Origin of the sequence: Micromonospora sp. NPDC048842 (assembly GCF_040649935.1) — a bacterium.
GTDB classification, from domain to species: domain Bacteria; phylum Actinomycetota; class Actinomycetes; order Mycobacteriales; family Micromonosporaceae; genus Micromonospora; species Micromonospora hortensis.
In genome coordinates this window covers 14,527-40,860 of record NZ_JBEZGK010000030.1, presented here as the reverse complement: position 1 = coordinate 40,860, position 26,334 = coordinate 14,527, and the positions used below count along the sequence as shown (strand labels likewise).

At 71.8% G+C, this 26,334-nt stretch carries 27 protein-coding genes and 1 tRNA gene; 10 read left to right on the top strand and 18 right to left on the bottom strand.

Annotated features, from left to right (window positions below):
* Nucleotides 1-39: 39 nt before the first annotated feature.
* Both AB0C19_RS29285 and mca read right to left on the bottom strand, forming a co-directional pair.
* Nucleotides 40-333 (bottom strand): hypothetical protein, encoded by a 294-nt coding sequence (locus AB0C19_RS29285; RefSeq protein WP_091394183.1) that lies wholly within the window; start codon nt 331-333, stop codon nt 40-42.
* 48 nt (nt 334-381) lie between these two features.
* Nucleotides 382-1,263: a mycothiol conjugate amidase Mca gene (gene mca, locus AB0C19_RS29280; protein WP_357190489.1), complete on the bottom strand. Its 882-nt coding sequence runs from the start codon at nt 1,261-1,263 to the stop codon at nt 382-384.
* A 203-nt stretch (nt 1,264-1,466) separates the two neighbouring features.
* Here mca and AB0C19_RS29275 point away from each other — a divergent pair, with 203 nt between their 5' ends.
* The gene (locus tag AB0C19_RS29275) at nt 1,467-1,907 is read left to right on the top strand and encodes a DUF4307 domain-containing protein (protein WP_112601904.1); all 441 of its coding nucleotides are present in this window, start codon (nt 1,467-1,469) and stop codon (nt 1,905-1,907) included.
* A gap of 156 nt (nt 1,908-2,063) precedes the next feature.
* On the top strand, nt 2,064-2,561 hold the full coding sequence (gene greA / locus AB0C19_RS29270; protein WP_091394193.1) for a transcription elongation factor GreA: 498 nt from the start codon (nt 2,064-2,066) through the stop codon (nt 2,559-2,561).
* A 96-nt stretch (nt 2,562-2,657) separates the two neighbouring features.
* Here greA and ilvA read toward each other — a convergent pair whose 3' ends face one another.
* The 4 genes from ilvA to AB0C19_RS29250 form a co-directional block, all read right to left on the bottom strand.
* Nucleotides 2,658-3,878, bottom strand: coding sequence for a threonine ammonia-lyase (gene ilvA / locus AB0C19_RS29265; RefSeq protein ID WP_357190487.1), 1,221 nt, complete (start codon nt 3,876-3,878; stop codon nt 2,658-2,660).
* Between the two features lie 74 nt (nt 3,879-3,952).
* Complete coding sequence (locus AB0C19_RS29260; protein WP_112733108.1) at nt 3,953-5,362, bottom strand: amidase family protein; 1,410 nt, start codon at nt 5,360-5,362, stop codon at nt 3,953-3,955.
* A gap of 13 nt (nt 5,363-5,375) precedes the next feature.
* Nucleotides 5,376-6,518 carry a cystathionine gamma-synthase gene (locus AB0C19_RS29255; protein ID WP_091394199.1) on the bottom strand — a complete coding sequence of 381 codons (1,143 nt, stop codon included), beginning with the start codon at nt 6,516-6,518 and terminating at the stop codon, nt 5,376-5,378.
* Nucleotides 6,519-6,618: 100 nt separating this feature from the next.
* A complete protein-coding gene (locus AB0C19_RS29250) occupies nt 6,619-7,668 on the bottom strand; it encodes a hypothetical protein (RefSeq protein WP_357190484.1) in 1,050 nt (349 codons plus the stop codon).
* Between the two features lie 141 nt (nt 7,669-7,809).
* On the opposite strand from AB0C19_RS29250, the gene AB0C19_RS29245 reads away from it, so the two are divergent.
* The 4 genes from AB0C19_RS29245 to AB0C19_RS29230 all read left to right on the top strand — a co-directional run bounded on the left by AB0C19_RS29245 (nt 7,810) and on the right by AB0C19_RS29230 (nt 10,771).
* Entirely contained in the window at nt 7,810-8,259 is a 450-nt protein-coding gene (locus AB0C19_RS29245) for an HIT family protein (protein WP_357190482.1), read from the top strand.
* Between the two features lie 46 nt (nt 8,260-8,305).
* Nucleotides 8,306-8,968: a peptide-methionine (S)-S-oxide reductase MsrA gene (msrA, locus tag AB0C19_RS29240; RefSeq protein ID WP_091394206.1), complete on the top strand. Its 663-nt coding sequence runs from the start codon at nt 8,306-8,308 to the stop codon at nt 8,966-8,968.
* A gap of 367 nt (nt 8,969-9,335) precedes the next feature.
* Nucleotides 9,336-10,265, top strand: a complete 930-nt coding sequence (locus AB0C19_RS29235; protein ID WP_357190480.1) for a ribonuclease Z — start codon at nt 9,336-9,338, stop codon at nt 10,263-10,265.
* A complete protein-coding gene (locus AB0C19_RS29230; protein ID WP_357190478.1) occupies nt 10,262-10,771 on the top strand; it encodes a GNAT family N-acetyltransferase in 510 nt (169 codons plus the stop codon). The genes AB0C19_RS29235 and AB0C19_RS29230 overlap by 4 nt, the downstream gene beginning before the upstream one ends.
* Before the next feature lie 181 nt (nt 10,772-10,952).
* Here the strand turns inward: AB0C19_RS29230 and AB0C19_RS29225 are convergent, their stop codons facing one another.
* Nucleotides 10,953-12,323, bottom strand: a complete 1,371-nt coding sequence (locus tag AB0C19_RS29225; RefSeq protein WP_112679028.1) for a cystathionine beta-synthase — start codon at nt 12,321-12,323, stop codon at nt 10,953-10,955.
* Nucleotides 12,324-12,396: 73 nt separating this feature from the next.
* Nucleotides 12,397-12,753, bottom strand: a complete 357-nt coding sequence (locus tag AB0C19_RS29220; protein ID WP_238683179.1) for a YkvA family protein — start codon at nt 12,751-12,753, stop codon at nt 12,397-12,399.
* A 150-nt stretch (nt 12,754-12,903) separates the two neighbouring features.
* On the opposite strand from AB0C19_RS29220, the gene AB0C19_RS29215 reads away from it, so the two are divergent.
* The 3 genes from AB0C19_RS29215 (at nt 12,904) to AB0C19_RS29205 (ending at nt 16,106) form a co-directional block, all read left to right on the top strand.
* The gene (locus AB0C19_RS29215; protein ID WP_357190476.1) at nt 12,904-13,956 is read left to right on the top strand and encodes an SGNH/GDSL hydrolase family protein; all 1,053 of its coding nucleotides are present in this window, start codon (nt 12,904-12,906) and stop codon (nt 13,954-13,956) included.
* Complete coding sequence (locus AB0C19_RS29210; RefSeq protein ID WP_238683177.1) at nt 13,953-14,765, top strand: SGNH/GDSL hydrolase family protein; 813 nt, start codon at nt 13,953-13,955, stop codon at nt 14,763-14,765. The genes AB0C19_RS29215 and AB0C19_RS29210 overlap by 4 nt, the downstream gene beginning before the upstream one ends.
* Before the next feature lie 78 nt (nt 14,766-14,843).
* A complete protein-coding gene (locus AB0C19_RS29205; protein WP_357190474.1) occupies nt 14,844-16,106 on the top strand; it encodes an acetyl-CoA C-acetyltransferase in 1,263 nt (420 codons plus the stop codon).
* Nucleotides 16,107-16,118: 12 nt separating this feature from the next.
* Here the strand turns inward: AB0C19_RS29205 and AB0C19_RS29200 are convergent, their stop codons facing one another.
* The 4 genes from AB0C19_RS29200 to AB0C19_RS29185 form a co-directional block, all read right to left on the bottom strand.
* Nucleotides 16,119-16,439, bottom strand: coding sequence for a hypothetical protein (locus AB0C19_RS29200; RefSeq protein ID WP_357190472.1), 321 nt, complete (start codon nt 16,437-16,439; stop codon nt 16,119-16,121).
* A 46-nt stretch (nt 16,440-16,485) separates the two neighbouring features.
* Nucleotides 16,486-17,244: a Bax inhibitor-1/YccA family protein gene (locus AB0C19_RS29195; protein WP_357190470.1), complete on the bottom strand. Its 759-nt coding sequence runs from the start codon at nt 17,242-17,244 to the stop codon at nt 16,486-16,488.
* Nucleotides 17,245-17,380: 136 nt separating this feature from the next.
* A complete protein-coding gene (locus AB0C19_RS29190; protein ID WP_357190468.1) occupies nt 17,381-18,196 on the bottom strand; it encodes a Bax inhibitor-1/YccA family protein in 816 nt (271 codons plus the stop codon).
* 106 nt (nt 18,197-18,302) lie between these two features.
* Nucleotides 18,303-18,383 (bottom strand) — tRNA-Leu (locus AB0C19_RS29185).
* A gap of 101 nt (nt 18,384-18,484) precedes the next feature.
* Here AB0C19_RS29185 and AB0C19_RS29180 point away from each other — a divergent pair.
* Nucleotides 18,485-20,344: a hypothetical protein gene (locus AB0C19_RS29180; protein WP_357190466.1), complete on the top strand. Its 1,860-nt coding sequence runs from the start codon at nt 18,485-18,487 to the stop codon at nt 20,342-20,344.
* Nucleotides 20,345-20,455: 111 nt separating this feature from the next.
* On the opposite strand, the gene AB0C19_RS29175 is transcribed toward AB0C19_RS29180, so the two are convergent.
* From AB0C19_RS29175 to AB0C19_RS29150, 6 genes are all read right to left on the bottom strand, one after another.
* Nucleotides 20,456-21,787 carry an NAD(P)/FAD-dependent oxidoreductase gene (locus AB0C19_RS29175; protein ID WP_091394234.1) on the bottom strand — a complete coding sequence of 444 codons (1,332 nt, stop codon included), beginning with the start codon at nt 21,785-21,787 and terminating at the stop codon, nt 20,456-20,458.
* A gap of 102 nt (nt 21,788-21,889) precedes the next feature.
* Nucleotides 21,890-22,450: a hypothetical protein gene (locus AB0C19_RS29170; RefSeq protein WP_357190464.1), complete on the bottom strand. Its 561-nt coding sequence runs from the start codon at nt 22,448-22,450 to the stop codon at nt 21,890-21,892.
* Nucleotides 22,451-22,502: 52 nt separating this feature from the next.
* The gene (locus AB0C19_RS29165) at nt 22,503-23,945 is read right to left on the bottom strand and encodes a DUF58 domain-containing protein (protein ID WP_357190462.1); all 1,443 of its coding nucleotides are present in this window, start codon (nt 23,943-23,945) and stop codon (nt 22,503-22,505) included.
* Nucleotides 23,945-24,952: a MoxR family ATPase gene (locus AB0C19_RS29160; RefSeq protein ID WP_091394243.1), complete on the bottom strand. Its 1,008-nt coding sequence runs from the start codon at nt 24,950-24,952 to the stop codon at nt 23,945-23,947. Before AB0C19_RS29160 ends, AB0C19_RS29165 begins: the two co-directional genes overlap by 1 nt.
* Nucleotides 24,952-25,536 carry a hypothetical protein gene (locus AB0C19_RS29155; protein ID WP_357190460.1) on the bottom strand — a complete coding sequence of 195 codons (585 nt, stop codon included), beginning with the start codon at nt 25,534-25,536 and terminating at the stop codon, nt 24,952-24,954. The genes AB0C19_RS29160 and AB0C19_RS29155 overlap by 1 nt, the downstream gene beginning before the upstream one ends.
* Nucleotides 25,533-26,318: a DUF4129 domain-containing protein gene (locus tag AB0C19_RS29150; RefSeq protein WP_357190458.1), complete on the bottom strand. Its 786-nt coding sequence runs from the start codon at nt 26,316-26,318 to the stop codon at nt 25,533-25,535. The genes AB0C19_RS29155 and AB0C19_RS29150 overlap by 4 nt, the downstream gene beginning before the upstream one ends.
* Nucleotides 26,319-26,334 lie beyond the last annotated feature (16 nt).

Sequence of the window (26,334 nt, the reverse complement as noted above, 5' to 3'; positions counted from 1 at the left end):
AGGGGGCGACCACCCGGTTCGGCGTGATTCACGTGCGGACTACCCGTTCAGGTGCTGCTGGTGCCCGTTGGGAGCGGGCGTGGATGAATCACGCCCCCCGGTCCCGTCTGTCGGATCGACGACTGCCGCATCGGCCCTGGTCGGGTCGGTCGGACCGGACTGCTGGGGGAAACGGTCCGGCAGGCGGCGCAGCCGGGCGTTCATGTTGCGGATCAGCAGGATGGTCGCGGTGGCCAGCAGCAGGATGAGGAAGAGGCCCATCGGCCCGGCCAGACCACCCGTGCGGGTGTCCCCGAAGTTGTTCTCCGCGAGCACCTGGGCAGCGGTCAGCATGGCGTTCCTCCGATGTGCGGTTGGTAACCAGGGTAGCCCCGCCGGGAATCAGCGCGCGTGCGCCGTCTCCCGCACCCCGGCGAAGAGATCGGACTCGGGCAGCGGGCTGTCGACCATCGAGCGGGCCAGCTCGTAATCCTCGGTCGGCCAGGCGCGCTTCTGGAGCTCCATCGGCACGTGGAACCAGAAGCCGTCGGGGTCGACCTGGGTGGCGTGGGCGCGCAGCGCGTCATCGCGGACCGGGAAGTATTCGGCGCACTCGACGCGGGTGGTGATCCGCGGGCCCTTGTCGGGGCGGTCCTCCCACCGCTTGAGCCACTCCTCGTAGGGCGACTCCAGGCCGGCGGACAGCATGCCCTCGTGCAGGGCCATGATCTTGCCCTTGGAGAAACCGATGTCGTAGTAGAGCTTCAGCGGCTGCCAGGGCGCGCCCAGCTCCGGGTAGCGCTCCGGGTCGCCAGCGGCCTCGAACGCGGCCACGCTCACCTTGTGGCACATGATGTGGTCCGGGTGCGGGTAGCCACCCTCCTCGTCGTACGTGGTCACCACGTGCGGGCGGAACTCGCGCATCAGCCGCACCAGCGGGCCCGCAGCAACCTCGACGTCCTGGAGGGCGAAACAGCCCTCGGGCAGCGGCGGCAGCGGATCACCCTCGGGTAGACCCGAGTCGACGAAGCCCAGCCATGCCTGGTCGACGCCGAGGATCGCCCGCGCGGCGTCCATCTCGGCACGCCGGATCTCGCCGATGTTGGCCCACACGTCGGGTCGGTCGAGCTTGGGGTTGAGCACGCTCCCGCGCTCGCCACCGGTGCACGTCACGACCAGGACGTCCACCCCCTGAGCGACATATTTCGCCGTCGTCGCCGCGCCCTTGCTCGACTCGTCGTCCGGGTGCGCGTGCACGGCCATGAGACGCAGTTGCTCTGCCAACTTCGGCGCTCCTCGTCTGTGCCGGACGGTGGACCCGACCGGGCTCGACCGGCTGACCTGCCGGGATCTTTCCTCACCGCACCCTGTCACCGGCCACCAGCGCCGGGCATGACCTGCCATTCCTGCCGCTGGACCGGGTGGGAGGATGGGGCTCTGTCATTCTTGCCGATGCCGCCGACAACAACGCCAGGAGATACCCGCCGGTGACCGAGACGCACGCCACAATTTCACCAGGCGCGCCGGTATTCCCGGCCGGTCGCTACGGCCGCCGTCGGGCACCGGGCGGAAAGCGCCGCCGTACGCTGCTGGCCGCGCTGGCGCTGTTGGCCCTCGTCGCGACGCTGACAGTGATCTCGGTCCGGCTCTACCGCCAGTACGGCGACCCGGTCTACGACGCCCAGGTGATCACGTACACCGACATCACGGACAAGCAGGTGCTTGTCGACTTTCGGGTGACAGTCCCGCCCGGTGGATCGGCGGTCTGCGTGCTGCGCGCCCGGGACCGTGCCGGTGCCGAGGTCGGCCGCGAACAGGTCACAGTGACCGCCGATCCCGGGGATCGGCACGTCACGACCCAGCACCGCCTGGCGACCACCGCACGGCCGTTCATCGGTGAGGTCCTGCGCTGCCGACCACCGTCCTGAGCTGCTCGAACAGCATCAAAAGCGGGGCTTACGGGGCGCCTACCGCCGGTGTGGGACCCGGACACCGGCGGTGATGGCCGACACGCTGTGTCGTACCGCACTGGTAACTTGGTAGTTCACCTGTCAGCCAGCCACGCACAACTGAGGAGAACGCCTGTGTCCACTGGCAACGAGGCGCCCGCCACCTGGCTGTCGCAGGACGCGTACGACCGCCTCCAGGCCGAGCTCGACGAGCACATCGCCAACCGTCCAGCGATCGCAGCCGAGATCAACGCTCGGCGCGAGGAGGGCGACCTGCGGGAGAACGGCGGCTACCACGCCGCCCGCGAGGAGCAGGGCAAGGCCGAGGGTCGCATCCGCTACCTGCAGGAGCTGCTGCGCACCGCGAAGGTCGGCGAGGCCCCGACCGCCGACGCGGTGTCGCCCGGCATGGTGGTGACGATCTACTTCGACGACGACACCAACGACACCGAGACCTTCCTGCTCGGTTCCCGGGAGATCGCGGCCACCACCGACCTGACCGTCTACAGCCCCGAGTCCGCGCTGGGCAAGGCGATCCTGGGCGGTCGCGCCGGGCAGACCTGCACCTACACGGCGCCGAGCGGCGCCGACATCAAGGTGACAGTGGTCAGCTTCGAGCCGTTCTCCGGCTGACCGTCGCCGGTAGCGCCACCCGCTGCCGGCCGGCTCGACCGACGCCGGCACCCGCTGTCGAAACACCGCGCATCCGAGGCGTGGCACCCACCGGTGTCACGCCTCGGCCGCGAAGACCACCTGGTAGCCGCTGGCCCGTAGGGCGCTGATCAGGGTGTCCGAGTGCTCGACGCCCCGGGTCTCCACCGACAGCGCCACCTCCACCTCGCCGAGGCTGAGGTGCGGGTTGGCCCGCTGGTGCTCCACGTCCACCACGTTGGCCCGGTGCTCGGCGATCTGGGTGAGCAGCGACGCGAGCTGCCCCGGCCGGTCCGAACAGCGCACGGTCACCCGCAGGTAGCGCCCCGCGGCGGCCAACCCGTGCTCGATCACCCGCAACATCAGCAGCGGATCGATGTTGCCGCCGGAGAGCACCGCTACCACCGGTGTCTCCACCTCGACCACGCCGGCCAGCAGCGCTGCCACACCGACCGCACCGGCCGGCTCGACCACCTGCTTGCCCCGCTCCAGCAGCATCAGCAGGGCCCGGGAGATGTCCTCCTCGGAGACCGTGACGATCTCGTCGACCAGCTTGCGCACGTGGTTGAAGGTGATCTCGCCCGGCCGGCCGACAGCGATGCCGTCGGCGATGGTGGAGAAGATGGGCAGCCGGACCGGTTCCCCGGCCACCAGTGAGGGCGGGAACGCCGCCGCCCCGGCCGCCTGCACGCCGATGATCCGGACGTCCGGGCGCAACGCCTTCGCGGCCACCGCCATGCCCGAGATCAGACCGCCGCCACCCACCCCGGTGATGATCGTCTTCACGTCCGGGCACTGTTCGAGGATCTCCAGCGCCACGGTGCCCTGCCCGGCGATCACATCGGGATGGTCGAACGGGTGGATCAGCACCGCGCCGGTGCGCTCGGCGTACGTGTGCGCCGCGACCAGCGACTCGTCGACGGTGTTGCCGGCCAACTCGATTTGCGCGCCGTATCCCTTGGTGGCGGCCACCTTCGGCAGCGGCGCGTTGACCGGCATGAAGACTGTGGCGTGCGTGCCGACCAGACCGGCGGCGAGAGCCACGCCCTGCGCGTGGTTGCCCGCGCTCGCCGCGACCACGCCGCGCTCCCGCTCCGCCGCCGACAACCGGGAGATCCGCACGTACGCGCCCCGCACCTTGTACGAGCCGGCGCGCTGCACGTTCTCGCACTTGAGCCACGTCGGCCCGCCCAGCGCCGCGCTGAGCGGCCGGGAGGGCTCCAGTGGGGTGGTGCGGGTGACGCCAGCGAGCAACTCCCGTGCGGCCCGCACGTCGTCGAGACCGACCAGTTCCGTCATGCCCCGATCGTGCCACCCGACTCCGGAGCCCTCGGCGGCGACACCGCAGTGCCGACAGCGCACACCGTCGACGGTCAGGCGGTGGCCGGCGACTCCGTGCCGACCCGGGGGTAGCCGGGGGCGTGGCGCGTCCACGGGGCGGCCATCTCGAACTGACCGGCCACACCGAGCAGCAGCAGCTCCGAGCCGGGCGGACCGACCAGCTGCACGGCGACCGGCAGGCCGTCCGGGCGGCGGCCGACCGGCACGACGACCGCCGGCAGGCCGGCGATGTTCCAGGGTGCGGCATACGGGGCGTACCGGATGTTGGCCGTCATGTTCGCCCGCCAGGACCGCTCCGACCAGCGGGCCGCCTCCGGTGGCGCGCTGGCCAGCGCCGGGGTGAGCAGCAGGTCGACCGAGTGGTCGGTGAAGAAGTCGACAGACCGTTGCCGCCAGGCGGCTCGGTCCGCCTCCCGCACGTAGCCGCGACGCTGCGCCCACTCGCCCAGCGCGACGTGCCGCCGGGTACGCCGTTGCAGCCCACGCCGGTCCAGACCGGAGGCCCTGACGTCGGTTGCGGCTGCGGCGAACCAGGTGGCGATGCCCTGCAGACCGAGCGCGGTCGGGTAGACCGGATCGGCCGGCACCGTGTCGTGCCCGGCGGCGGCGAGGAGCCGACCGGCGGCGGCGACCGCGTCACGGTTGGGCGCGTCCGGTGCGACACCGCGCACCGGGGAGCGCAGCGAGACACCCACCCGCAGCCGCTGCGGGGGGACCAGCTTCTCGGGACGCCGGCCAGCGAGCACCGAGAAGCCGACCGCCGCATCGGCGACGGTGCTGGTCAACATGCCGTGCTCGGTGAGGCCGAACCAGTCGTCGGCTCCGAGCTGGCAGGGGACCACGCCCCGACCGGGCTTGAGCCCGACGAGTCCGCAGCAGGCCGCGGGAATCCGGATCGAGCCGAGACCATCGTTGGCGTGCGCGATCGGCACCAGCCCGGCGGCGACCGCGGCGGCGGCACCACCCGAGGACCCACCGGGGGTACGCGTGCTGTCCCACGGGTTTCGGGTCACCGCGCTGTCGTCGTCGGTCAGTGCCCACAGCCCCAGCTCCGGCATCCGGGTCACGCCGAGGATCACCGCGCCGGCGCCGCGCAGCCGACGCACCACCTCGTGGTCGGCCTCCGCCACGTCGGTGCGGGCGGCGGCCGACCCGTTCCAGGTGGGCAGGCCGGCGACCGGGGTGTTCTCCTTTACCGCCACCGGAACCCCGGCCAGCGGCAGGTTGGCCAGGTCCTCCTGCTCGTCGACCTTCTCCGCCTCGGTGATCGCCTCACCGCCGCGAACGGCGCGGAACGCGGCCAGCTCACGGTCGGCTCGGGAGATGTACTCGAGGTGGTCGGCGACGACCTGGGTCGCCGAGACGTCACCTCGGCGTACGCCCCGGGCGATCTGCTTGGCGGTCGCTCCGACCCAGGTCGCCATGATGTCCTGCACGGCCATCCTCCCCCAGCGGTCAGCCCAGCGCCTGCTCCAGATCGGCGAGTAGGTCGTCGACCGTCTCGATGCCGACAGACAGTCGCACGAGATCGCCGGGAACTTCAAGCGGCGAGCCGGCAGCACTTGCGTGTGTCATCCGACCCGGGTGCTCGATCAGGGATTCCACACCACCCAGCGACTCGGCGAGCACGAAGAGCTTGGCCCTGTTGCAGATGTCCACGGCGTGGTCCTCACCACCTGCGGCGCGGAACGAGATCATGCCGCCGAACCTGCGCATCTGCTTGGCAGCCACCTCGTGACCGGGGTGCGAGGGCAGCCCCGGATAGAGCACCTGGGCGACCTTGGCGTGACCGTCGAGGTACGCGGCGAGCCGCTCGGCGTTGTCGCAGTGCCGGTCCATGCGTACCCCGAGGGTCTTGATGCCCCGCAGGGTGAGCCAGGCGTCGAACGGGCCGTTGATAGCGCCCATCGCGTTCTGGTGGTAGCGCAACTCCTCGCCGAGCCCGGCGTCGGCGACGACGAGGGCGCCACCGACCACGTCGGAGTGCCCGCCGACGTACTTGGTGGTGGAGTGCACCACCACGTCCGCGCCGAAGGCGATCGGCTGCTGGAGGTACGGCGAGGCGAAGGTGTTGTCCACCACCAGCAGGGCACCCGCGTCATGTGCCACGGCGGCCAGGGCGGCGATGTCGGCGATGCCGAGCAGCGGGTTGGTCGGCGTCTCCACCCAGACGATCTTCGTGCGGCCGGGCTGCACGGCTGCCCGGACCGCATCCGGGTCGGAGACCTTGGCCGGGCTGAACTCCAGGCCCCAGCGCTGGGCGACCCGGGCGAAGAGCCGGTACGTGCCGCCGTACGCGTCGTCCGGGATCACCACGTGGTCGCCCGGCTGGCACACGGCCCGCAGCAGGGTGTCCTCCGCCGCCAGGCCGCTGGCGAAGGCGAGCCCCACCGGCCCACCCTCCAACGCCGCCAGGCACTCCTGGAGCGCGTCACGGGTCGGGTTGCCCGAGCGGCTGTACTCGTAGCCGAGACGGGGTGCGCCGACGGCGTCCTGGGCGTACGTGCTGGTCTGGTAGATCGGTGGGATCACCGCGCCGGTCCGGGCCTCGGGGTCCTGACCGGCGTGGATGGCGAGCGTCTCGAAGCCGTGACTCATTCTGGTGAGGCTAGTGCCCCCGTCCCGCAGGCTGGAACGGAACCCGCGCTCCCGGGCGGAGCCGGGCCGGGTGGCCCGGCCCCGCGCCAGGGCGATCCCGTCAGCCGACCGGGACCGGCAGCACGTGCAGCATCGCCGGACGGGCTCCGGTCCAGTCCCAGCTGACCGCGTAGACCCGGGCGCCGTTCGGCGACCAGGCCAACCCTCCGGCGGGGAGTTCGTCACCCAGCTCGTAGCGGGCCAGTTCGGTGCCGTCCAGGGCGAAGATGAAGACGTCCGGGGCGTAGTAGGCGTGGGCCCCGGCGGCGATCATGGTGCCGGTACGCGACAGCTCTACGGCGCGCGGGTACGGGCCGGTGGCGTACGTCGCGCTGGGCGTGGCGATCTCGGCGAACGGGAACGCCTGCACCAGGGGCGGTGAACCGGCGGCCGTGTAGAGGGTGGTGCCGGTCGGGTCGAGGGCGACGTCACGGAGGTTGCTGCCGACCGCGCTGAAGGCGTTGGTCCTCGGTGCGCTCAGTGCGCCCGCGGCACCGATCTCGTACGCGTAGACCGACGCGGGGCTCAACCCCGGCTGCCCGACCAGCAGCACCGAGCGGTTCTGGCTGGCGGCAGCGAGCAGCGGAGAGCCGTAGAAGTACTGGCCGACCGCCACCCCCGTGGCCACCCGGGCCGGCTGGCGTCCCAGGTCGATCCGCCCGATGTTGCCGTCCCCCTGGCCACAGCCGTAGCCGAACCACAGGTACCGCCCGGTCAGCGCCAGCGACGACGGGCACTCGCCCGCGCCGGTGTCGTACCGGGCCGACTCGACCAGCGAGCCGGTGTCGAAGGCGGCGATGGCGTTGGCGGTGGGCAGCGCCACGTAGAGGGTCCGCCGGTCGGCGCTGAGCAGCAGGTCGGTGGGGCCGGGTAGGCCCGACAGCGTGCCGACCACGGTGCCGGCCGCGCTGGTCACCACGACATCGGTTGCGGAGCTGCCACCGCTGACGAAGACCCGGTCACCGGCCGACACCACGTCGGCCACAGTGCTCAGCGGCAGTGCGGTGGCGGTCGGCGCGGCAGCCGCCTGGGCGTGGCCCGGGGCCGCGCCGGTGAGCAGCCCGGCGGTCAGCGCCGCCAGCGCCAGGGTCAGGCCTCTTCTGATCTGCAAGCTTGGTCCTTTCGGAGCATCGACGCGCACGCCGATGGCCGGGGTCACCCCGTGTTCATCCATTTACATAGATGAATACCACAGTCGATCCGCGCGTGGGGGGCGGCGTGACCCGCGAGGTCGCCGGCATAGCCTGGCGCGATGAGCGGTTGCGTGTTCTGCGGGATCGTGGCGGGCGAGGTGCCGGCGTTCCGGGTGGCCGACACCCCGGACGGGGTGGCGTTCCTGGACACCCGGCCGGTGTTCAAGGGGCATGTCCTGGTGGTGCCCCGGGTGCACCTGGTGACCCTGGCGGAGTTGCCGGCCGACCTACTGCCCGACTACTTCGCCATGGTTCAGCGGCTGGCGGTGGCGGTGGAGACCGCTCTCGGCGCCGGTGGGACGTTCGTGGCGATGAACAACAAGGTGTCCCAATCGGTGCCTCACCTGCACACCCACGTGGTCCCGCGGACCAAGGGCGACGGGCTGCGGGGCTTCTTCTGGCCACGTACCCGGTACGACGACGACACCGAGGCCCAGACGTACGCGGACCGCATCGCGGCGGCGCTCCCCCGGGGCCTGAGTCACGGTCATGCGGGTAAGGAAGGTTGACCCTCCGGTGTTACACGCTGGGAGAGGTACGAGAGGAGATCCCCACGTGTTTTTGCGCCGTATGAACGCCGATATGGTCTCGCCCGACCAGGCCCTGCCGGGCCGTCAGATCGCTATGCCGGTCGCCGACCGCCACGAGGTGCTGGGCACCCCGTTGAAGGGCCCGTTTCCTGAGGGCCTTCAGGTAGCGGTCTTCGGCATGGGCTGCTTCTGGGGCGCCGAGCGGCTGTTCTGGACGCTGCCCGGCGTCTACACCACCTCCGCCGGCTACGCGGGTGGCATCACCAAGAACCCGACGTACGAGGAGACGTGTTCCGGCCGGACCGGGCACGCCGAGGTCGTCCAGGTGGTGTACGACCCCAGCAAAATCAACTATGAGGATCTGCTGAAGGTCTTCTGGGAGAACCACGACCCGACCCAGGGCATGCGCCAGGGCAACGACGTGGGCACCCAGTACCGCTCGGCCATCTACACGACCACCGACGAGCAGCGGACCATCGCGGAGTCGTCCCGGGACGCGTTCCAGCCGATCGTGACGCGGGCCGGCAAGGGCGAGATCACCACCGAGATCGCCCCGCTCGGCAGCTACTACTTCGCCGAGGACTACCACCAGCAGTACCTGGCGCCGACCAAGAACCCGAATGGTTATTGCAACCACGGCCCGAACGGCCTGAGCTGCCCGGTCGGAGTCGCCCGAGTCGGCGGCTGACCACCGCCACCCGCACAAGTGTGATGTCCGGCCGCCCAGGAGGTGGCCGGGCATTCCCATCTGACCCTGTGATCGAAATCCGTTGCCGAGCCCGACGAGAACTCGATAACGTGGCCGTACACGTGAAAGGAGGTGGTCCAGACTTGTATAGCAATCGGACTCGTGAGGTGGCTGTCAGCTAGCCGCTGTCCTCGACAGTGATCGGCCTGCCGCGAGGCGGGCAAAAAGCACCATCGTCGAGACCGTGTGGCAGCGGTGCGGCGAATCCACGACAGCCACCCGACCCCCGGGGTGCCGGCCAAGTCCAGCCGGCCCGCGCACATGCGCGGAGCGCCCCGGGGGTCGCTCCATATCCGCAGGAGTGGCGATGTCCATGCGCGAGCTGGTGGTGCTGGGGACGGCCAGCCAGGCGCCGACCCGTCAGCGCAACCACAACGGGTACGTGTTGCGCTGGGACGACGAGGTGATCCTCTTCGACCCGGGCGAGGGCAGCCAACGTCAGCTCCTGCACACCACTGTCACCGCCACAGACCTGACCCGGATCTGCGTCACGCACTTCCACGGCGACCACTGCCTCGGCCTGCCCGGCACCATCCAGCGACTCTCCCTGGACCGCGTTGCGCACCCGGTCGCCGTGCACTTCCCCGCCGGCGGCGCCGAATACTTCGCCCGACTGCGGTACGCCACCTCCTTCTACGAGACCGCCGAACTGCGGGTCGAGCCCATCGAGGCCGACGGGCAGCGGGTCGCCCTGCGCTGCGGCACGCTGGAGGCACGCCGGCTCCGGCACCCCATAGAGACGTACGGCTACCGACTGGTCGAGCCGGACGGGCACCGGATGCTGCCGGAGAAGCTGGCCGCGTACGGCGTCGCCGGGCCGGCCGTCGGCGAGCTGATCCGCGTCGGGCACCTGGACCTCGACGGACGCCGCGTCACCCGGGCCGAGGTGAGCGTGGCCCGGCCGGGGCAGCGATTCGCGTTCGTGATGGACACCGGCCTCTGCGACGGGGTGTACGCCCTCGCCGAGCACGCCGACCTGCTGGTCATCGAGTCGACGTTCCTGGAGTCGGAGGCCGCGCTCGCCGCCGAGGTCGGCCACCTGACCGCGGCGCAGGCCGCCCGGGTGGCGACCGAATCCGGGGTACGCCGACTCGTGCTCACCCACTTCTCCCAGCGCTACTCCGATCCCCGCCGGTTCCACGACGAGGCGCGCGAGCACTTCGACGGTGAACTGATCATCGCCGAGGATCTGACCACGGTGCAGCTTCCGCCGCGCCGGGTAGCCTCGGCCGGGTGACCGTCACGCTCCGCCCCGCGACCGAAGGCGACCTGATGGCGGTGGGTGCCCTGCACCAGCGCTCCCGGGTCGCCGCGTACTCAGCCTTCCTGCCGGCCGAGGCGCTGGCCGACCCGACACCGGAGGCGATGGGGCGGTACTGGGTCGAGCGGTGGATCTGGGAGCGGGACACCCACCGGATGACAGTGGCCGAGCGGGCCGGGGCGCTGGTCGGGTTCAGTCACCTGGGCCCGGACGACGAGGACGACCCCGCCACCGGGCTGCTCAACGCGATCCACCTCGACCCTGCCGAGCAGGGCCGCGGCGTCGGTCGCACCCTGATGGTGGACGCCCTGGACGCCATGCGGGCGCAGGGCTGGCGGCGCGCCGTGCTCTGGGTGCTGCGGGACAACAGCCACGCCCGCTCGTTCTACGAGCGCGGCGGCTGGACTCCCACCGGCGACGAACGGGACGAGGCAATCGGGTCGGCCCCGACCCGACAACTCCGCTACACCCGCCCCCTCTAACCCCCATCCCACCCCACCCCCCGCACCCCACACCCCACACCCCAAACCCCGCCCTTCCCACCTCGCCGATCTTGCACTTTCTGTCGTGACAAAACGCCGCGTTAGCGACATTCAGGCGACAAGAAGTGCAAGATCGGCGAGGGCTGGGGGCGGGACGGGGCGGGGGCGGGGCGGGGTGGGCTTAGTGGGCGCCCAGGTGGGACAGGAGGTCCTGGCGGGTTAGGACGCCCTTGGGCTTGCCGTCGACCAGGACGAGGGCGGCGTCGGACTTCTCCAGCATGCCCACCGCCTCGCTCACCGGCTGACCACCACCGATCATCGGCAGCGGGTCGCCCATGTGCCGCTCGATCGTGTCGTGCAGGTGGGCCTGGCCGGTGAACAGCGCGTCGAGCAGGTCCCGCTCGGCGATCGAGCCGGCGACCTCACCGGTCACCACTGGCGGCTCGGCCTTGAGCACCGGCAGCTGCGAGACGCCGTACTCACGCATGTAGTCGATCGCGTCGCGGACGGTCTCGGTCGGGTGCACGTGCACCAGCTCGGGCAGCCCGCCCGGCTTGCTGGCCAGCGCGTCGGCCACCGTCGGCTCTGCGCCGGAGTTGTCGAGGAAGCCGTACCGGGCCATCCACGAGTCGTTGAAGATCTTGGAGAGGTAGCCACGACCGCCGTCGGGCAGCAGCACCACCACCACGTCGTCCGGGCCGGCCCGGCGGGCGACCTCCAGGGCGGCCACGACCGCCATTCCGCAGGAACCGCCGACCAGCAGCCCCTCCTCGCGGGCCAGTCGCCGGGTCATCTCGAAGGACGCCTTGTCGGAGACCTCCACGATCTCGTCGGCGACACCCCTGTCGTACGTCTCCGGCCAGAAGTCCTCGCCGACGCCCTCCACCAGGTACGGCCGGCCGGTGCCGCCGGAGTAGACCGAGCCCTCCGGGTCGGCCCCGACGACGCGCACCCGGCCGTCGGACGCCTCCTTGAGGTACCGGCCGATGCCGGAGATGGTGCCGCCGGTGCCGACGCCGGTCACGAAGTGGGTGAGCTCGCCGTCGGTCTGCTTCCACAGCTCCGGACCGGTCGTCTCGTAGTGCGAGCGCGGGTTGGCCGGGTTGCTGTACTGGTTGGGTTTCCAGGCGCCGGGGATCTCCCGGGTCAGCCGGTCCGAGACGTTGTAGTACGAGCGCGGGTCCTCCGGCGCGACGGCGGTCGGGCAGACCACCACCTCGGCGCCGTACGCCCGGAGCACATCCTGCTTGTCCTGGCTGACCTTGTCGGGGCAGACGAAGACGCACTTGTAGCCCTTGAGCTGGGCCACCAGGGCCAACCCGACGCCGGTGTTGCCGCTGGTCGGCTCGACGATGGTGCCGCCGGGCTTGAGCAGGCCGGCGGCCTCGGCGTCCTCCACCATCCGCAGCGCGATCCGGTCCTTCACCGAGCCGCCCGGGTTGACGTACTCCACCTTGGCCAGCACTGTGGCCTGGATGCCCTCGGTGACGTTACGCAGACGCACCAGCGGGGTGTTTCCGATCATGTCGACGACGTTGTCGTAGTACTGCACGGTGTGCCCTTCGTTGCGGCGCCGGCGGTGGGCGGCCGGGAAGACGTTTGCTCACCGCCCAGCGTACGTGTCGTCAGGGCACCAACCCCCCGGGGATGACCGAGCTGCGGCGGGCCTCCCACTCCAGGAACCGGTCGGTCTCGGCGAGCACGCTTCCGGCCAACCAGGTGACCATTACCGCGTCGTCGGCCAGCCCGAAGATCGCCAGCGGGATCTCCGGAAGCAGGTCGATCGGCGAGACGATGTACGCCGTCGCCGCGGTCATCAGGGCCAGCCGAAGGCCGCCGTCGTACTCCCCCTTGGTGGTGGCTCTGATCATCCGGGGCAGCGCTGCCAACCGCGTGCCGATCGACGGCCCGTTGCGCGCCCCGGTCGCCAGGGCCCGCGCCAGGGCCGTGAACGCCGCGCTGCGCTTCAGTGTCTTACCCATCGTCGCGCTCCTCTCCGCCGGATCAGCGTGGCGGGTCGGCGCAAGTCGGCCGGCCTCTGGAACCCAGGTACCCCGTCGCGTCGGTTTCCAGGCACCCGGGTGCCGTCACGACGACAGCGGTGTGTCGGGCCAGCGCGATAATGTCGCGGTATGGGGGTGGCACATTCCGTCGTACCCGGTGGTGAGCGCTGGCGGCAGGCCCGGCGGCTCGCCCGGCTGGCTGCCATCGGGACAGGCGCCACCGCGGCGGCCGCGGTGGCGACCGGCGGGGTGCTGGTCGGCCAGGCCCGCCAGGCTCGACGGACCATCCCGATGGCCGAGGCGCCGCCGCCCCGCTGCGACGGGATGTACGGCGCGAAGTTCCCCGGTCCGGCGCTCACCATGGTCGTGCTCGGTGACTCGTCGGCGGCCGGCTACGGGGTGCACCGCCGTCGGGAGACCCCCGGGGCGCTGCTCGCCACCGGCCTGTCCCGTCGACTGCACCGGCCGGTGCAGCTGCACCGCTTCGCGGTGGTCGGCGCCATCTCGGCGGCGCTGCGCCACCAGGTGGAGGCGGCGCTGGAGTGCCGACCCGACATCGCGGTGATCCTCATCGGCGGCAACGACATCACCAACCGCACCCCACGCGGCTTGGCGGTGCGCTACCTGGTCGAGGCGGTGCACACACTGCGCGACGCGGGGTGCGAGGTGGTCGTCGGCACCTGCCCCGACCTGGGCGCGATCCGCCCGATCCAGCCGCCTCTGCGCTGGCTGGCGCACCGCTGGAGCCGCCAGCTCGCGGCCGCCCAGACGGTGGCCGTGGTCGAGGCGGGCGGGTGGACGGTCTCCCTCGGTGACCTGCTCGGCCCCCGGTTCGCGGCCGAGCCGACCCGGATGTTCGCCTGGGACCGGTTCCATCCCTCCGCCGAGGGGTACGCGATGGCCGCCGCCGCGCTCCTGCCGACGATGCTCTCCGCCCTCGACGCGACCCCGGAACGACGGGCCACACCGACGCGCGGCGACGGCGTACGGTCGCTGCCGAAGGCCGCGCAGGAGGCGGCTCGACACGCCGGCACGGAGGTCAGCGGCGTCCAGGTCCGGGGCCGCGACCGAGGGCCGGCCGGCCGGTGGGCGCAGCTGCGCCGACGGGCGTTCTTCGGTGTCGGCGCGGTGCCGCAGCACGGGTCCGCCTCGGACACCTCGACAGTGGAGGGACTGGCATGAACGAGCGCAGCGCGCGGAGCGTGACCTCCGGCCTCGCCGGCCGACTGGGTCGGGCGGCGGCGATCTCGCTGTTCGCCGGCACCGTCGGGGGCGCCGCCGTCCTCGCAGGTGAGGCCTTCATCGCCCGGCACCGACGCTACGCCGAACCGGAGCTCGGCCTTGCGCTGCGCGCGACGATCGGCAGGGCGGGCGCCTCCCCGCTGCGACTCGTGTTGCTGGGTGACTCGTCGGCACTGGGCGTCGGTGTCGACCGTCTGGAGGACACCATCGGCGGGCAGTTGGCCAACCTGCTCGCCGAGGGCCCGACCGGCCGCCGGGTGCATCTGTCCAGCGTCGGCGTCTCCGGGTCCCGCTCGACGGACCTCGCAACCCAGGTGGCCCGGGCCCTGCTCGGTGAGCGGCCCGACGTGGCGTTGATTTTGATCGGCGCGAACGACGCCACCGGGCTGCGCCGACCCTCCGACGCGGCGGCCTATCTCGGCGCGGCGGTGCACCGCCTGCGCGAGGCGCGCGTCGAGGTGGTGGTGGGCACCTGCCCCGACCTCGGGGCGGTGCGTGCCATAGCGCCTCCGCTGCGCCAGGTGGTCGGCTGGTCCGGGCGTCGGGTGGCTCGCGCGCAGACCACTGCCGTGCTGGAGGCGGGCGGCTCAGTGGTCGATCTGGCCACCGAGACCGGGCCGGTGTTCCGGGCCGACGCCGGCACCCTCTGCCAGGACGGCTTCCACCCCTCCGCCGACGGCTACCGGGTGTGGGCGCACGCGCTGCTGCCCGCCATCGTCGCCGCGGCGGCTGCCACGACCCGGCGCTAGATCGTTCCCGGCCAGGGTGACATTTCCCGCCGCGCCGGCTTCTTCCGCGCCATGTTACCGGCGGGTTAACGTTGGTCCATGCCGATTGAGTCGTCCCGCGACGCCGTCATCGTCGCCACCGCCCGCTCCCCCATCGGCCGGGCGCACAAGGGGTCCCTGCGCGACGTCCGCTCCGACGACCTCGCCGCGACCATCGTCCGGGCCGCGCTGGACAAGGTCCCCGCGCTCGATCCGACCACTATCGACGACCTCTACCTCGGGTGCGGCCTGCCCGGCGGCGAGCAGGGCTTCAACATGGCCCGCGTGGTGTCCACCCTCCTCGGTCTGGACACTGTCCCCGGCGCCACGCTGACCCGCTACTGCGCCTCCTCGTTGCAGACCACCCGGATGGCGATGCACGCGATCCGGGCCGGCGAGGGCGACGTGTTCGTCTCCGCCGGGGTGGAGATGGTCTCCCGCTACGCCCGGGGCAGCTCCGACGGGCTGCCGCCCGAGGCACAGGCCCTGGTCGGCGGCGGCTGGGAGAACCCCCGCTTCGGGCCGGCCGGTGAGCGCTCGAAGCGCCGCGCGCAGGGCGGCGCCGAGGTGTGGTCCGACCCGCGCGAGGCCGGCGAGCTGCCGGACATCTACCTGACCATGGGACAGACCGCGGAGAACCTGGCCCAGGTGTACGACGTCACCCGCGCCGACATGGACGAGTTCGGCGTACGCAGCCAGAACCTCGCCGAGAAGGCCATCGCCGACGGTTTCTGGGCCCGGGAGATCACCCCGGTCACCACGCCGGACGGCACCGTGGTGAGCACCGACGACGGGCCCCGGGCCGGCGTCACCCTCGACGCGGTCGCCGGCCTGAAGCCGGTGTTCCGCCCGGACGGTCGGATCACCGCCGGCAACTGCTGTCCGCTCAACGACGGCGCCGCCGCCGTCGTGGTGATGAGCGCCCAGCGGGCCGAGGAACTCGGGCTCACCCCGCTGGCCCGGATCGTCTCGACCGGTGTGACAGCCCTGTCGCCGGAGATCATGGGTCTCGGGCCGGTCGAGGCGTCCCGGCAGGCGCTGCGCCGGGCCGGCATGACCATCGACGACGTCGACCTCGTCGAGATCAACGAGGCGTTCGCCGCGCAGGTCATCCCCTCCTACCGCGAGCTGGGCATCCCGGAGGAGAAGCTGAACGTGATGGGCGGGGCCATCGCGGTCGGCCACCCGTTCGGCATGACCGGCGCCCGGATCACCGGCACCCTGCTCAACGCGCTGGAGTGGCACGACAAGACCATCGGTCTGGAGACCATGTGCGTGGGCGGTGGCCAGGGCATGGCCATGGTGCTGGAACGGCTCAGCTGAGCCGAGCTGCTCTCAGAGCGCGCTGCGGGTCGCCGTCACCTCGGCGGCGACCCGGGCCAGCGCCTCGGCCCCCGGGTCGGCGGCCAGCAGGTCCGCCGCGACGACCCGCAACTGATCGGGTAGGGCCAGGTCGTTGTCGAGCCGGGGCACCACCCGACGGGGCTCCCCCTCGGCGTCGGCGGCCAGGTTGGCGACCTCCTGCACCAGGCGGTGCACCAGGTCGGCGCGGGACACGTTGCCGGTGGTCGCGACCGCCGCCCACCGGGGCTGCTGCCAGTGCGCGATCTGACGGACCAGCAACTGCACGGCCTTGTCCAACTCCGCTGCGCTCATCGCCGCCGAGTCTACGGCCGGCACCGACCACGCCGGGTCGGGCCGGTCAGCGGCGCAGATAACTGAGCAGCCGCAGCAGCTGCCAGTAGAGAAAGACCAACCCGGTGAGCAGGCCGAACGCGCTCAGCCACGCGTACCGACGGGCTCGGCCGTCGCGGACCGAACGCTCGACGAGATCGAAGTCGAGGATGAAGCTGAACGCCCCCGCGATGATGGCCACCACCGAGAAGGCATACGGCAGCCAGCCGACCTCCCCACTGACGCTGTAGACCGCCAGACCCGACCGCCCGGTGATCAGGTACGACACCAGGTTGACCACGCTGAGCACGGCGATGCCGAGCAGGGTGCCGATCACCAGGCGGGCCAGGCGGGGCGTCGCCCGGATCACCCGGGCCCGGTAGAGCGCCGCCATGCCGAGGAAGACGCCGAAGGTGCCGGCCACCGCCTGCACCACGATGCCCGGATAGACCTGCTCGAAGGTGCGGCTCGCCACCCCCAGCAGCAGGCCCTGGAGGATCGCGTAGCCGACGATCGGCACCGGGTTGGTGATCGCTCGCAACGAGATGACCAGGACCAACGCGATCGAGGCGAGCGCGCTGCCGGCCAACGCGGCGCCCAGCCACACCGCGTCGGGGATCACCGCCCAGGACACCGCCGCGGCCACGCCTGTCACCAGCAGCAACCCGACGGTACGGACCACCACGTCGTCGACTGTCATCGGCTCGACGTCACGGGCGCCGAGCACCCGGGCCTCCACCCGGCCGGTCTCGTCCAGCCGGTTGAGCACCGGGTTGTTGCTGCGCACCGCCGCCTCCTTCGCCCGCGTACCCCCCGAAGTCACTCTGCCCCGGGCGGACCGGCGGTGGCGGGCAAACGGCGCGGACGACGGCGCCCGCCCCCACCGGAGTGGGGACGGGCGCCGGTCGGCAGTGCGGACGAGGTCAGTCGTCGCCCTGGAAGTAGCTCAGCAGGCGCAGGATCTCGATGTAGAGCCAGACCAGGCTGACCAGGATGCCGAACGCGGCCACCCAGGAGTAGCGCTGCGGCAGGCCCATCCGGACGCCGTCCTCGATCTCCTTGAAGCTGAGCACGAAGCTCAGCGAGGCGACCACGATGCAGACCAGGCTGAAGCCGATGGCGAGCGGGCTGCCGTCGCGCAGGCCGGTGTTGACGCCGAACAGCGCGAGCACCAGGTTGATCATCATGACCGCGAACAGGCCGACCATCACCGCGATCATGCCCTTGACGAAGGCCGGGGTGGCCCGGATGACCTTCGCCCGGTAGAGCATCGCCATCAGGAAGAAGATGCCGAAGCTGGCCACGGCGGCCTGGAGCACGATGCCGTCGTAACGGGTCTCGAACGCCTTGCTGACCATGCCGACGAAGACACCCTCGACGACCGCGTACGCGATCACGAGCGCCGGGTTGGCCATCCGGGAGAACGAAATGATCAAGCCGAGGACCAGGCCGACCACCGCCGCGCCGATCCACGCGGTACCGACCAGCGCGTCGGGCACGAGCACCCAGGCTGCCGCGGCGGTGATGCCGAGGATGCCGAGCAGAGCGACCGTCTTGACGACAACGTCGTCGACGGTCATCGGCGCCACGGTCGGCGGCGCGGCCGGGTAACCGGCCTGGGACGGGTACTGCTGGGGAATGCCGGGCTGTCCGTACGGCCCGGCCGGGGCGTACCCGGCGGAGCGCTCCCGCTCGGCCGCTTGGCCGAGCCGGGCGAGCACCGGGTTCGAGGTCTTCACTGTCTGGCCTCCCTCAGGGGGTCGTTTGCACGTGAACGTGCCCTCCAAGAGTAAACGGCAGAGCCAAGTCCTGGAGATCACGAATGAGAATGTGTGAGTCGACCGGTGCCCGGGGCGGGGGTCGAACCCGCACGCCTTTCGGCAGCCGCTTTTAAGGCGGCCGTGTCTGCCTTTCCACCACCCGGGCGAGTGGCACCGGCGCGCCGACACGCCTGGTGCAATGTCACCGTAGCCGGTCTGCGGCGACCCGGCGTACCCCGCCGGCCCGGCCACATTAGGGTCGATGCCGTGAGCAGCGCAGCCCCCACGGCCCCCGACGCCGCCCCTGAGCAGGCATTCCGCCTCGCCGATCAGGTCAACCGCCGACCCCGGGCCACCCGGCTGCTGGCCGGCGTCCGCCGCCACCGGGCGGACCTGCTGGCCGCTCTGCTCTTCGCGGTGCTGGCCGGCTGGCTCACCAACGGGCTGTGGCCCGACCCGGGCGGCCGCATCCTGGCGCTCAACCCGGAGGACCAGACCCTCTACGAGTGGTTCCTGGCGGTGGACGCCCGCGCGCTGCTCGGCGACTTCGACCTGCTCACCGACCGGCTCAACGCTCCCGACGGTGTGAACCTGATGGCCAACACCACCGTGATCGCCCTCGGCGTCCTCTTCGCGCCGGTCACCCTGCTACTGGGCGCACCTGTCACCTTCGCGCTGATCGCCGCCGGCAACCTCGCCGGCACCGCACTCGCCTGGTACCTGCTGTTCCACCGGACGCTGCGCGTCCGCCGGGTGGCCGCCGCCCTCGGCGGCGGGCTGTGCGGATTCGGACCCGGCATGGTGTCGCAGACAAACAGCCATCTGCACATGACCGCCCAGTGGCTGGTGCCGGTGATCGTCTGGCTGGTGGTCCGGCTGTTGCGGGCGGCCGACCCGGGGCCCGGTATCCCCGACGAGGCCGGCCGTACCCGAGCCACCGGGCCGGACCGTCGTCGCCTGTTCACCTCCGCGGCGGGGCTGGCCGGCGCGGTCAGCGCGCAGGTCTTCATCGGCGAGGAGGTGCTCTTCCTCGCCGCGATCACGCTGCTGGTGATGGCGATCAGCTACGCCGTGGCGGACCGGGACCTGGCCCGTCGGGCGCTCCCCGGGTTCGTCGGCGGGTTGGCGATCGCCGCCGGGCTCGCCCTGCTGGTGCTCGGCTATCCGCTGTGGTTCCAGTTCGCCGGGCCGCAGGGAGTCGCCGACGGGATGTTCACCCCGGCCTACTTCTCCGCCGACCTGAGCAGTTGGTGGGCGCTCTCCCCACTGTCGGTGGCCGGCAGCGACGCATCCGCCCGGCTGACCACCGGCCCCGCCGAGTACAACACGTTCCTCGGCTGGCCACTGCTGCTGGTCGCCGCGGTCTGCGCGATCTGGGCCGGGCGACGCCGGCTGGTCTTCGCCTGCGTGATGGCGGGCCTGGTGATGGGGGCGCTCTCGCTCGGCCCGGAGGTGGTGCTCGGCGGCACCAGGACGGCGATCCCCGGCCCGTACGCAGTGATCGGAGGGCTGCCGGTGGTGGACGGGGCGTTGCCGATGCGGTTCGCGCTGGCGTTGCTGCCGATCGTCGCGACGCTGCTGGCGCTCGCTGTCGACAGGGCAGTGCGCAGCTCCGGTCGGGCGCGGCGGCTGGTGCCCCTGGCCGTCGGCGTGGCGCTGCTGCCGATCTTCCCGACCCCACTGCCGACCGCCGGGCGACCCGCCGTGCCGGAGTTCATCGCCGGCGGCCACTGGCGGCAGTGCGTACCGCCGGGCGGGGTGCTGGTCCCGGTGCCACTGCCCACCCCGAAGGAGCCCTGGCCGATGCGCTGGGCGACCGCCGCCGACGCCGGCTTCGGGCTGCCGGAAGGCTTCTTCATCGGCCCGTACGGGAGGGGTGGCAGCGCGGCGATGGGCACGTTCAAGCAGCCCACCTCCGCGCTACTGGCGGATGTCGCCCGCCGCGGCGACCAGCCGGCCATCGGCGACGAGCAGCGCCGACAGGCCGCCCGCGACGCCGACTTCTGGGACGCCTCCTGCGTGGCGCTCACCGATGACGCCCCCCACGCGGAGAGCCTGCGCGCCACCCTGGAACAGCTCTACGGCCCACCCACCCGCATCGCCGACGCCTGGACGTGGAAGGTCTAGACCAACCAGAAACCCCGCCGATCTTGCATTTTCTGTCCGGACAAGACGCACCAGAAGGCGCATAACAGCATCCGGAAGTGCAAGATCGACGGGGTCAGCGTCGGTCTGTGGTCAGACGCGGGGCGCGCCGACCGGCTGGGAGGCCTCGACGAACTCCTCGCGCGGGTCGTGCAGCTGGCCCAGGGCGACCACCTCGCGCTTGAGGAAGAACGCCAACGACCAGTCCACCACCACGCGGACCTTGCGGTTGAACGACGGGATCCGGCTCATGTGGTACGTCCGGTGCATGACCCACGCCGGCCAACCGGTCATCTTGATGCCGTACACCTGGGCCACGCCCTTGTGCAGGCCGAGGCTCGCCACGCTGCCGACGTGCTTGTGCTTGTAGTTAACCGGCTCGCGACCCCGGATCACGGCCGTGATGTTGTCGGCCATCCGGGCGGCCTGGCGCACCGCGTGCTGAGCGCTCGGCGAGCAGAAGTTGCCCGGTTCCTTGGTCAGGTCCGGCACTGCGGCGCAGTCGCCCGCGCTCCAGGCACCCTCGAGCACCTGGTCACCGTCGACCACCTGGAGCGTGGGCAGGCAGGTGATCCGACGACGGTCGTCACGCGGGAAGTCGGTCGAGTCCAGCATCGGCGACGGCTTCACGCCGGCCGTCCAGACGATCGTGTCCGAGCGGAAGCTGTCACCGTCGGAGAGCTTGACCACCCCGTCGACGCAGGACTCGAGTCGGGTGTCCAGCCGGATGTCCATGTTGCGCTTCATCAGCTGCTGCACGGTGTAGGCGCCCATGTCCCGGTCGACCTCGGGCAGCACCCGCTGGGTGGCCTCGACGAGCACCCAGCGGACCTCGTCCTGCTTGAGCTCCGGGTAGTAACGCAGGGCGTCGCGAGCCATGTCCTCCATCTCGGCGAGCGCCTCGATGCCGGCGTACCCACCGCCGACGAAGGTGAAGGTCAGCGCCGAACGGCGGACGTCCGGATCCGGCGTGGCGGCCGCCACGTCGAGCCGATCCAGCACGTGGTTGCGCAGGTAGATCGCCTCGCCGATGGTCTTGAACCCGATGCCCTGCTCGTGCAGACCGGGGATCGGCAGGGTGCGGGAGACCGAACCCGGGGCCACGATCACGTGGTCGTAGGTGATCTCCCGGGCCGGGCCGCTGATCGGCTGCACGGTGGCCACCTTGCGGTCGTGCTCGATCCGCGTGACCGTGCCGGCCACCATCTTGCACCGGCGCAATTCCCGACGCAGCGGCACCACGGAATGCCGCGGGGAGATGTTGCCCGCCGCCGCCTCCGGCAGGAACGGCTGATAGGTCATGTGGGGTTGGGGGTCAACCACCATGACCTCAGCCTCACGGGAGCTGAGCTTCTTCGACAGGCGCAGGGCCGCGTACAGACCGACGTGCCCGGCACCAACCACAAGGATCCGCTTCGGATTCACGTTGTCTATCTTTCCCCGGCCGGCTCAGGTAATCCCGCTCGCGCCCCCCATCTGTGACGGAGCACAACCCATGTGACCTGCGTAACCCTCAAGTCACAACGGTCACCGACGCCGCAGCAGCCAGCCCAGCAACACTGCCGTCCCCACCGCCACCAGCAGCCCCAGCACTGTCACCCACTGGTATCCGGCACCGCCACCCGTCCCCGTCGCCTGCAACAACAGCACGCCGAGCACTGCGGAACCCAACAGCACGGCGGCCGACCGCACCAACCACCGGGTGATCAACTCGGGGTCCACCATCGCGTCATACGGCAACAGGGCGGCAAGCGCGCAGAGGGTGTGACCCAGGTAGAGCAGGGCCGCGACGGCGAGCAGCCGCCAGAGGGTGACCGGACGGCCGTACCCGTCGGTGGCGAGCAGCCAGCCGCCGACAGTGACCAACGCCGTGAAGGTCGTCCAGACCTTGCGCGGCCCGATTGCGGGCAACAGGGCGGCCACCGCCAGGAAGAAGATCGGCCGCCCGGAAAGCACCTCCGAGGGAAACGCCAGGGCGAACCCGGCAAACACGATGACGAAGATCCCGGCCCGGACCAGCAGCGGGGCCACGCTGACGCGAGCGACGGCGTACTGCGCCGCCCGAACCCGCTCCGCGAAAGCGTTCACCGCACCCGCCCTCCGTTCGCGACTGCGGGGCTCGCAAGCTCACTCCTCGCGCTCACCGGCCACCCACCCTTGGGGCGGTCGCCAACCGGGCCACGTCCCGCAACACCTGGTCCAGGCTGCCGGCACCCGCCCAGCGCACCACCGGCACGCCGTGCTCCCGGAGCTGCCCGATCATGATCTCCCGATCCAGGCGCCACAGCCGGTACGCCACCTCGGCCCAACCCCGGTCCTTCGGCGACGCCAGGTCGGTCGGCAGCGTGTCGACAGCCACCACGAACCGCCCACCGCGGGCCAACCGGGCGAGCATCTGCGCCGACCGTTCGTCGAGCAGCGGGGTGAGCACCACCACCAACGCGTCCGAGGAGAGCAACTGCGGGCCGAAGACCTGGTCGTACGGTTCGTGCGCGGACGCGTGGACCCGGACGTCGAGCAACCACTCCAGGACGGTCAGGTACTGCCGCCGTCCGGCGGCCGGCCGGAGCCGGCGGGCAGCCGGCCCGTACTCCAGCAGTGAGACCCGATCACCACGGTGCAGATAGTGCTCGGCGATCGCGGCGGTGGCCCGGACTGTGGTGTCCAGCACCGAGGCGGCGCCGCCCACCCCACCGGAGCGGCCCGCCTCGGCGAGCACGTCGAGCAGCACCACCACCTCCGCGTCCCGGTCGGAGAGGGTGGCGGCCACGTGCAGCTGCCGGGCCCGCAACGAGACGCGCCAGTCGATCCGGCGCAGCCGGTCCCCGGGGGCGAAGACGCGTACGCCGGCAAGCTCGCCGCCCTCTCCCGGGCGACGAGAGTGGTGCGCCCCGACCAGGCCGGCTGCGCGGGGCATCGCCTCGACCGCCTCGAACGGCTCGGTACGGGGGTACACCCGCACCCGTTCCGGCTCGATGATCACCGCCCGGGAGACCAGCAGACCACCGGCGGTGGCGACTCGGGCGCCGGCGGGGCCGACCGGGTGCCGGCCCCAGCGCACTGCCTTGCCGGCCAGCTCCAGGTCCACGGCGGCGCCGATCGGCACCGACGTCACGAACGGCCGGTCCGCGACGGATCGGCGCCCGCCGTTGCCCTGTGCCGTCGCACCGGTTTCCGCCGTGGCGCTCGGCTCCCCGTCGTCGACGGCCCCGTCACGGGCGAAGCCGGCCCGGTCGATCCGCAGCCACGGCGACACGCGGGTACGCATCACCACCAGGTCGTAGTCGACAGTGTCCGGGTTTCCGACGCTCACCGCCGCCGCCACGTCACCGCCCTCGACCAGCGGCCCACCGTCACCCTGGGTGATCCACACCTGGGGCAGCGACGTGGGCCGTCGACGCAGCGCGTACGCGGTGCCCAAGGCGAACGGAGCGGCGAGCACGATGAGGTCCACCCGGCCCAGCAGCACCCCGGCCACCAGCAGCAGGCCGGCGAGCAGCACCGCGCGGCCGAGCGCCGGGGTGGGCGCCCAGCCGGCAGCCGGTTCCGCTTCGGTGGCCGTCGACACTGTCGGTCCGGTCATCAGTGCCGGGGCCCGCCGGCGGCGTAGCTGGGCAGCGCGCCACTGGCCGGGGCGGGAGTCGCCTCCAGCACCTCGCCCACCACGAACGCCGGGTCGACACGGCGCAACCACATCTCCGGGCGCAGGGTGATCCGGTGGGCCAGGGCGGGCGCCGCCACCGACTTGACGTCCTCCGGCACCACGTAGTCCCGGCCGCCGAACACCGCGCGGACCCGGGCCAGCAGCAGCAGCGCCAGCGAACCACGAGGTGAGGCGCCGACCAACACCGACGGGTGCTCCCGGGTGGCCGCGGTGAGCGACACGATGTAGCGGCCGATGGAGTCCTCCACCACCACGTCCTCCAGGGCGGCCTGCATGGCCCGCAGCGTCGCCGCGTCGACCACCGCCTTGATGTCCGCCTCCTCCCGGCGCCGGCTCATCCGACGGCGCAGCACCTCCCACTCCTCTTCGTGCTGCGGGTAACCGAACGAGACCCGCAGCAGGAACCGGTCCAGCTGCGCCTCCGGCAGCGGGTAGGTGCCCTCGTACTCGATGGGGTTGGCGGTGGCCAGCACGTGGAACGGCTCGTCGAGCTTGTAGGTCACACCCTCGACCGACACCTGCTTCTCCTGCATCGCCTCCAGCAGCGCGGACTGGGTCTTCGGCGGCGTCCGGTTGATCTCGTCGGCGAGGAGCAGGTTGGTGAAGACCGGGCCGGCCCGGAAGGTGAAGTCGCCGTTGCGCTGGTCGTACAGGAAGGAGCCGGTGACGTCGGCGGGGAGCAGGTCGGGAGTGAACTGCAACCGACGGAAGTCCAACCCGAGGGCCTGGGCGAACGAGCGGGCGGTCAGTGTCTTACCGAGCCCTGGCAGGTCCTCCAGGAGCACGTGCCCGCCCGCGAGGATGCCGGCGAGGACCAGCTCCAACGCGTCCCGTTTGCCGACCACGACGGTGCCGACCGCGTCCAGGACCGCCCGAGCCAGGTGCCCGACCTCGGCGGGGGCAATGCTCCGGTCCACGTCGTTCATCAGATGCTCTCCAGTTCGGCGACGATCACCGCGAGGTCGCGCGGCGACGGGGTGCGGCGAGGCGGGGTCTCCAGGAACGTCCACAGGCGGTCGCCCAGCAGGACGCGAGCGCGGGCGGGATCCGACTCACGGGTGACGCCGTGTTTCAGCCGCATCCGCTCGTCGGCCAGTTCACCGATCCGGGGTAGGACCACCTCGGTGAAACGTTCGGTTCGGTTCGAGGACCAGTCCAGGGGGCGTTCCCACTGGTTGATCGCGCCACGCAGCGCGTCCCGGGCGTCCCAGTTGTAGCTGCCGTCCTCTTCGCCCGCGCCGGCCTGGCGAGCCGGCGGCGGCGGGGGTGGCGGCGCCAGCAGGGCGGTGACCCGGCGGACCGCCAGCACGGCGAGCACCCCGGCGATCAGTACGGGCAGCGAGACCTGGAGGCCCACAGCGCGGAGGCCGACCAGCAGGACAGCTACCACGGCGGCGGCCCACGCGAGCGAACGCAGCACCGGACGCCATCGGGACGGGCGCGCCTGCGGACCGGCCGGCGCGGCCTCCTCCTCGAACGCGAGCAGATCGTCGATGCTGGTGCTGCTCATGAGGTCACCACCGCGGTGAGCTCTCCGCGCAGCCGGACGAGCGCGGCACGGGCCTGGTCCCGGGTGCGTTCGCCGACCGGGTGGGTGGCGTACCGGGCCTCCCGGTAGACGTGCGCGAACTCGGCCAGCACGTCGGTGCTGGCGATGGCCGGCACGCCCGCGGCAGGGTCACCCTGCAACAGTCGGCTGACCAGGTCGGTCGGGGTGTCTCCGGCGAGCCTCGGCACACCGGCCGCGGCGGCTGTCTCCTCCAGGCGCACCCAGCAGGCGATCACCGCCACCCGGGGGTCGGTGTCCTGGTCGTCGAGTTCCACCAGGCCGGCGTCGAGGGCGGCTACCACCTCGCGGGCGGTGCCCTCGGCGGTACGGCGGGCCCGCTGCGCGGGTAGTGCCCGGGTGGTACGGCGCAGCGCTCCCCGGATCAGGACCCAGCTGAGGTAGCCGAGCGCGGCGAGGATGGCCAGCCCGAGCAGGACCACCGCCACAGTGCCGACCCACTGCGGGATGTGCGCCTGGGTGGCCTCGCCGGCGTCGCGTGGCTCGATCGGGATGGACGGCGACGGCTCGACGGTCGGGTACTCGGGAACCCAGGGAACGTTGTCCGCGGCCGGCGGGATGCGACTGGCCCCTATCGACGAGTGAGCGGACGCCAGCGCGGCACCGGCCAGCAGGGCGGCGACCGCGCCGACCGGCCACCACCGGCGGAGCAGGCCGAGCACCGGCCGCAGCACACCCGGCTCGGCGGACGGTACCGGTGTGGGCGGGCGTGTTCCGTCTGTCATCGCCACCACCCCACGC